Annotated in this window: 10 protein-coding genes; 2 read left to right on the top strand and 8 right to left on the bottom strand. The window is 69.5% G+C overall.

The window, feature by feature from the left end:
* The 8 genes from rpsC to rpsJ form a co-directional block, all read right to left on the bottom strand.
* Window positions 1-715 (bottom strand): 30S ribosomal protein S3 (gene rpsC, locus QM572_RS12970; protein WP_415093754.1); only part of this gene is annotated, 715 nt, incomplete at its 3' end.
* Between the two features lie 2 nt (window positions 716-717).
* Complete coding sequence (rplV, locus tag QM572_RS12965; protein WP_415093752.1) at window positions 718-1,122, bottom strand: 50S ribosomal protein L22; 405 nt, start codon at window positions 1,120-1,122, stop codon at window positions 718-720.
* Entirely contained in the window at window positions 1,119-1,400 is a 282-nt protein-coding gene (gene rpsS / locus QM572_RS12960) for a 30S ribosomal protein S19 (RefSeq protein ID WP_415093750.1), read from the bottom strand. Before rpsS ends, rplV begins: the two co-directional genes overlap by 4 nt.
* Window positions 1,401-1,415: 15 nt before the next feature.
* Window positions 1,416-2,252, bottom strand: a complete 837-nt coding sequence (gene rplB / locus QM572_RS12955; protein WP_415093748.1) for a 50S ribosomal protein L2 — start codon at window positions 2,250-2,252, stop codon at window positions 1,416-1,418.
* 27 nt (window positions 2,253-2,279) lie between these two features.
* On the bottom strand, window positions 2,280-2,585 hold the full coding sequence (gene rplW / locus QM572_RS12950) for a 50S ribosomal protein L23 (protein WP_415093746.1): 306 nt from the start codon (window positions 2,583-2,585) through the stop codon (window positions 2,280-2,282).
* Complete coding sequence (gene rplD, locus QM572_RS12945; protein ID WP_415093744.1) at window positions 2,582-3,199, bottom strand: 50S ribosomal protein L4; 618 nt, start codon at window positions 3,197-3,199, stop codon at window positions 2,582-2,584. Before rplD ends, rplW begins: the two co-directional genes overlap by 4 nt.
* A 5-nt stretch (window positions 3,200-3,204) precedes the next feature.
* Window positions 3,205-3,858, bottom strand: a complete 654-nt coding sequence (gene rplC, locus QM572_RS12940) for a 50S ribosomal protein L3 (RefSeq protein ID WP_415093742.1) — start codon at window positions 3,856-3,858, stop codon at window positions 3,205-3,207.
* 15 nt (window positions 3,859-3,873) lie between these two features.
* Window positions 3,874-4,182: a 30S ribosomal protein S10 gene (gene rpsJ / locus QM572_RS12935; RefSeq protein WP_008360994.1), complete on the bottom strand. Its 309-nt coding sequence runs from the start codon at window positions 4,180-4,182 to the stop codon at window positions 3,874-3,876.
* Window positions 4,183-4,560: 378 nt separating this feature from the next.
* Between rpsJ and QM572_RS12930 the strand changes: the two genes are divergently transcribed.
* Window positions 4,561-5,658, top strand: a complete 1,098-nt coding sequence (locus QM572_RS12930; protein ID WP_415093737.1) for a glycerophosphoryl diester phosphodiesterase membrane domain-containing protein — start codon at window positions 4,561-4,563, stop codon at window positions 5,656-5,658.
* The coding region (locus QM572_RS12925; protein WP_415093735.1) for a hypothetical protein at window positions 5,655-5,973 on the top strand (319 nt) is incomplete at its 3' end. The genes QM572_RS12930 and QM572_RS12925, both read left to right, overlap by 4 nt.

Genomic DNA, 5,973 nt, shown 5'->3' with positions numbered 1-5,973 from the left:
GGCTCGGACGCTCGCCACCACGGGTGGGACGGCCGCTGCGGCCGGGGACGCCGGCGCGGGCGGCCTGCTGAGCCTGGCGCTCGGCACGGCTGCCGGACACCTCGCCCTTGTAGATCCAGACCTTCACGCCGATGCGGCCGAAGGTCGTGCGCGCCTCGTAGAAGCCGTAGTCGATGTCGGCCCGCAGCGTGTGCAGCGGAACGCGACCCTCACGGTAGAACTCGGTGCGCGACATCTCGGCGCCGTTGAGGCGGCCCGAGCACTGGATGCGGATGCCCTTGGCGCCCGAGCGCATGGTCGTCTGCATCGCCTTGCGCATGGCACGGCGGAACTGCACACGGCCGGAGAGCTGCTCGGCGACACCCTGGGCGACCAGCTGCGCGTCGACCTCGGGGTTCTTGACCTCGAGGATGTTCAGCTGGACCTGCTTGCCGGTGAGCTTCTCGAGCTCGCCGCGGATGCGGTCGGCCTCGGCGCCACGGCGACCGATGACGATGCCGGGACGCGCGGTGTGGATGTCGACCCGCACGCGGTCACGGGTGCGCTCGATCTCGACGCGGGCGATGCCGGCGCGCTCCATGCCCTTGGACAGGAGCTTGCGGATGGCGACGTCCTCGCCGACGTACGACTTGTAGAGCTTGTCGGCGTACCAGCGCGACTTGTGGTCGGTCGAGATGCCGAGACGGAAGCCGTTCGGGTTGATCTTCTGACCCATGCTCAGGCCTCCTTCTTGGCCGGCGTCACCACGATGGTGATGTGGCTGGTGCGCTTGTTGATCCGGGTGGCCCGGCCCTGGGCGCGGGGGCGCCACCGCTTCATGGTGGGACCCTCGTCGACCTGGGCGTTCGAGACGACCAGGTCGCCGCGGGACAGGCCCTCGGTGGTCTCCGCGTTGGCGACGGCGCTCTCGAGCACCTTGTAGACGGTCTCGGACGCCGCCTGGGGCGCGAAGGCCAGCAGGTTGAGGGCGTCGTCGACGGGCAGGCCGCGGACCAGGTCGACGACGCGGCGGGCCTTCAGGGGCGTGATCCGCTGGTAGCGGGCGCTCGCGAAGGCACCGGGCTGGTCGCCGAGGAGGGACTCACGGCGGGCGCTGGTGCGACTGCGCTCGGTGGCGGTCATCGACGCTTCCCCTTCCGGTCTTCCTTGACGTGACCCTTGTAGGTGCGGGTCGGTGCGAACTCGCCGAGCTTGTGGCCGACCATGGAGTCGGTGATGAAGACCGGCACGTGCTTGCGACCGTCGTGCACCGCGATCGTGTGTCCGATGAAGGACGGCAGGATCATGGAGCGGCGCGACCAGGTCTTGATGACGTTCTGGGTGCCCTTCTCGTTCTCGGCGTCCACCTTCTTCTCGAGGTGGCCGTCGACGAAGGGACCCTTCTTGAGGCTGCGAGGCATTGGACTACTCCCCTATCAACGCTTGTTCTTGCCGGACTTGCGGCGACGGATGATGAGGGCGTCACTGGCCTTGCGCTTGCGCGTGCGGCCCTCGGGCTTGCCCCACGGGGAGACGGGGTGACGTCCACCGGACGTCTTGCCCTCACCACCGCCGTGCGGGTGGTCGACCGGGTTCATGACCACACCGCGGACGGTCGGGCGGACGCCCTTCCACCGCATGCGGCCGGCCTTGCCCCAGTTGATGTTCGACTGCTCGGCGTTGCCGACCTCGCCCACCGTCGCGCGGCAGCGGACGTCGACGTACCGCATCTCGCCCGAGGGCATGCGGAGCGTGGCGCGGCTGCCCTCGCGGGCGACGAGCTGGGCCGAGATGCCGGCCGAGCGGGCGATCTTCGCGCCGCCACCGGGGCGGAGCTCGATCGCGTGGATCGTGGTGCCGACCGGGATGTTGCGCAGCGGCAGGTTGTTGCCCACCTTGATGTCCGCGGTCGGACCCGACTCAATGACGGTGCCCTGGGCCAGGTCCTTCGGCGCGACGATGTAGCGCTTCTCGCCGTCGGCGTAGTGCAGGAGCGCGATGCGCGCGGTGCGGTTGGGGTCGTACTCGATGTGAGCGACCTTGGCCGGCACGCCGTCCTTGTCGTAGCGCTTGAAGTCGATCACGCGGTAGGCGCGCTTGTGGCCACCGCCCTTGTGACGGGTGGTGATGCGACCCTGGTTGTTGCGACCGCCGGTCTTGGAGAGCGGGCGGACCAGCGACTTCTCCGGCGTCGTACGGGTGATCTCGACGAAGTCGGCCACCGAGGAGCCGCGACGGCCCGGGGTGGTCGGCTTGTACTTGCGAATAGCCATTGTTCGATCAGTCCTTAGTCAGGCCGGTCAGGCGACCGGACCCCCGAAGATGTCGATGCGGTGACCCTCGGCGAGCGACACGATGGCGCGCTTGGTGTCCTTGCGCTTGCCGAGGCCGTTGCGGGTGCGGCGAACCTTGCCCGGACGGTTGATCGTGTTGACCGAGGTGACCTTGACGTTGAACACCTTCTCGACCGCGATCTTGATCTCGGTCTTGTTGGCGTCCGGGTGCACCAGGAAGGTGTACTTGTTCTGGTCGAGCAGGCCGTAGCTCTTCTCGGAGACGACCGGCGCGAGCAGGATGTCGCGGTGGTCCTTGTGCAGGGTGCTCACTTGGACTCTCCCTTCTTGGCGACGAACGCGTCGAACGCGCCCTTGGTGAAGACGACGTCGTCGGCGGCCAGCACGTCGTAGGCGTTGAGCTGGTCGGCGGCCAGGAGGTGGACCTCCGGGGCGTTGCGCAGCGAGAGCCAGGTGAGCTCGTCCTCGCGCTGGAGCACCACGAGGTACTTCGAGCGGTCGGTCAGCTCGCGCAGGCCGGCGAGCGCCGCCTTCGTCGACGGCTTGCCGTCGATGCCGAAGCCCTCGACGACGTGCACGCGGCCGTGCTGGGCACGGTCCGAGAGCGAGCCGAGGAGCGCGGCGGCGATCATCTTCTTGGGGGTGCGCTGGCTGTAGTCGCGCGGCTGCGGGCCGTGGACGGTGCCACCGCCGGCGAACTGCGGCGCCCGGGTCGAGCCCTGGCGGGCACGGCCGGTGCCCTTCTGCTTGTAGGGCTTCCTGCCGCCACCGCGGACCTCGCCACGCGTCTTCGTCGCGTGGGTGCCCTGGCGAGCCGCGGCCTGCTGGGCCACGACGACCTGGTGGATGAGGGGGACGTTGACGTCCACGCCGAAGATCTCGGCCGGGAGCTCGACCTCGACGACGTTCAACTTGGTGTCAGCCATGGTGATCAGGCCTCCTTCTTCGCAGCGGAGCGGAGAACGAGCAGGCCGTTCTTGGGGCCGGGGACGGCACCCTTGATCAGGATGAGGCCCTTCTCCGCGTCGACGGCGTGCACGGTGAGGTTCTGGGTGGTGACCGTGTCGGCACCCATGTGACCCGCCATGCGGACGCCCTTGAACACGCGGCCGGGGGTGGCGCACGCGCCGATCGAGCCCGGCTTGCGGTGGTTGCGGTGAGCACCGTGCGACGCCGAGACACCGGCGAAGCCGTGGCGCTTCATCGTGCCCGCGAAGCCCTTGCCCTTCGAGGTGCCGGTGACGTCGATGACGTCGCCGGTGGCGAAGGTGTCGACGGCGAGCTCCTGGCCCACCGTGTACGACGAGGCGTCGGCCGTGCGGATCTCGGCCACGTGCCGGCGCGGGGTGGTGCCCGCCTTGGCGAACTGACCGGCAGCCGGCTTCGTGACCTTGCGGCTCGCGATCTCGCCGAAGCCGACCTGGATGGCGTTGTAGCCGTCCACGGAGGGCTGGCGGATCTGCGTGACCACGTTGGTCGCGGCGGCGACGACGGTCACCGGGATGACCTTGTTGTTCTCGTCCCAGACCTGGGTCATGCCGAGCTTGGTGCCCAGCAGGCCCTTCACGTTGCGCTCGAAAGTCATGTCAGTTCACCTGCCTCAGAGCTTGATCTCGATGTCGACGCCGGCCGGGAGGTCCAGGCGCATGAGGGAGTCGACGGTCTTCGGGGTGGGGTCGATGATGTCGATGAGGCGCTTGTGGGTGCGCATCTCGAAGTGCTCGCGGGAGTCCTTGTACTTGTGGGGCGAGCGAATGACGCAGTAGACGTTCTTCTCGGTCGGCAGCGGCACCGGGCCGGCGACCTTCGCACCCGTGCGGGTGACGGTGTCCACGATCTTGCGCGCCGAGGTGTCGATCACCTCGTGGTCATAGGCCTTGAGCCTGATGCGGATCTTCTGTCCCGCCATCTGTCTCTCTCGTCCTTCTCTTCAACAGTCCGACCCCCGCGGTCGGGCGTGTCGCGCAGCTTCTAGGTGAAACTTCTTCACACGACACGACCCACATCAGGGAGTCGCACTGCTCGGGTTTCTGGGTTAACGGCTGCCAGAGGGCTGACAGTCGGGAATCGGGTCTCCGTAGCGGTGCGGACACAGACCTGACCACCGGCACACGACTGGACCTGAGACGATCCAGGAGACGCGATTCAGTAATCAAGATGTAGCCGCACCCCGGCAACCCCGCCGGAGCAACTCGAGAATCCTGCCACCGCTCGCGGGCGAACGCCAAATCGCAGAGCTCGGTCCTGACAGACTGTGCACCGTCCACGATCACGGAGGGAGAGCCGGATGACGGATCAGTGGCCACCGCCGCCCGGAGCCCCTCCGAGCCCGCCTCCGCCGCCCGGGTGGGGAGCGCCTCCTGCCCCTGCGGCGTGGCAGCCGGCACCGCCCGCGACCTGGGCGCCGGCGCCGCTCGCCCTCACCGTCCGGCCGGGCGCCTTCCCGCTCCGCCCGCTGGGCCTGGGCGACGTCCTCGAGGCGGCGATCCGGATCATCCGGTACAACGCGGGCGCGACCATCGGTGCGGCGACGCTGATCGCCGCGGGCGCGATGGTGGTCCCGGTGGTCGGCAGCGTGATCGCGACCTGGAGCGGCGTCGGCGCGCTCGACGCGGAGTCGACGGACATGGGCACCGGCGGCCTCGTCGCCTTCGCCGCCATCTTCGGCTCGTACGTCGTGGCCGCGATCGCCCAGGCGATGGGACTGCTCCTGTGCACCGCGATGACCTCGCGCCTCACGATCGAGGCCGGCGCCGGCGTACGGATGCGCATGGGCGAGGCCTGGGCGGCCACGCGGGGCAAGCGCTGGCGGGTGATCGGGCTGGCCCTGCTGAACGGACTGGCCGTGGCGCTCGCGGTGACTGTCTACGCCGTGCCGTTCGTGGTGCTGGCCCTCGCGGACTCCGGGGTGCTCCCCTACGTGATCTGGGCGCTCGTCGGGCTGGTCCTCCTCGTCCCGCTGGGGATCTGGCTGTGGGTGCGCCTGGCCGTCATCTCGCTGCCCGCGCTGATCAGCGAGCCCGTCGGCGTCTTCGGCGCGATCCGCCGGTCGTGGCGGCTCAGCTCCGGCGCCTTCTGGCGGATCTTCGGCATCAGCCTGCTCACCGGGATCGCGAGCTCCATCGCGGGCAGCATGCTCGCGATGCCCTTCAGCATCGCCGGCGCGGTCGTGCCGCTCGTCGACCCGGACCTCTACCTGGTGGCCACCATCGCCAGTCAGGCGCTCGGCACGATCGTCTCGGCCGCGGTGACCACGCCGTTCATGGCCGCGGTCGTCTCGCTGCTCTACGTCGACCAGCGCATCCGGAAGGAGTCCTTCGACGTGGAGCTGATGGAGCGTGCCGGCCTCCTCGGCGAGGGCCAGGGCCGCCCGGTGGCTGGGTGAGTCGCCTCGTCGGGGCCGACGGGCTGCTGCCCTCGCCCGACGAGGGCCGGGAGCTGCTGCGCCGCGAGCTGCTCCACCGGGAGTACCAGGACGGCGACGTGCTCGGCCGGCTGGAGCGCTGGCTCGAGGGACTGATCGACTCCGGCTTCGACCGGGTGAGCTCGATCCCGACGCTGCAGGTGGTGGCGGTCCTCGTGATCCTGCTGGCGTTGTCGGTGGCGGTGCTGCTGCTGGCCGGCCGTGCCCGACGCAGCAGGACGATGCGGCCCGCCCAGGTGCTGGAGGCCGGGTCGGCCGGACTCAGCGCGGCCGAGT

It is taken from the genome of Nocardioides sp. (genome assembly GCF_047607365.1).
Taxonomy (GTDB): Bacteria; Actinomycetota; Actinomycetes; order Propionibacteriales; family Nocardioidaceae; genus Nocardioides.
Note: the sequence above shows the minus strand (reverse complement) of the source record. Positions and strands in the feature narration are given on the sequence as shown.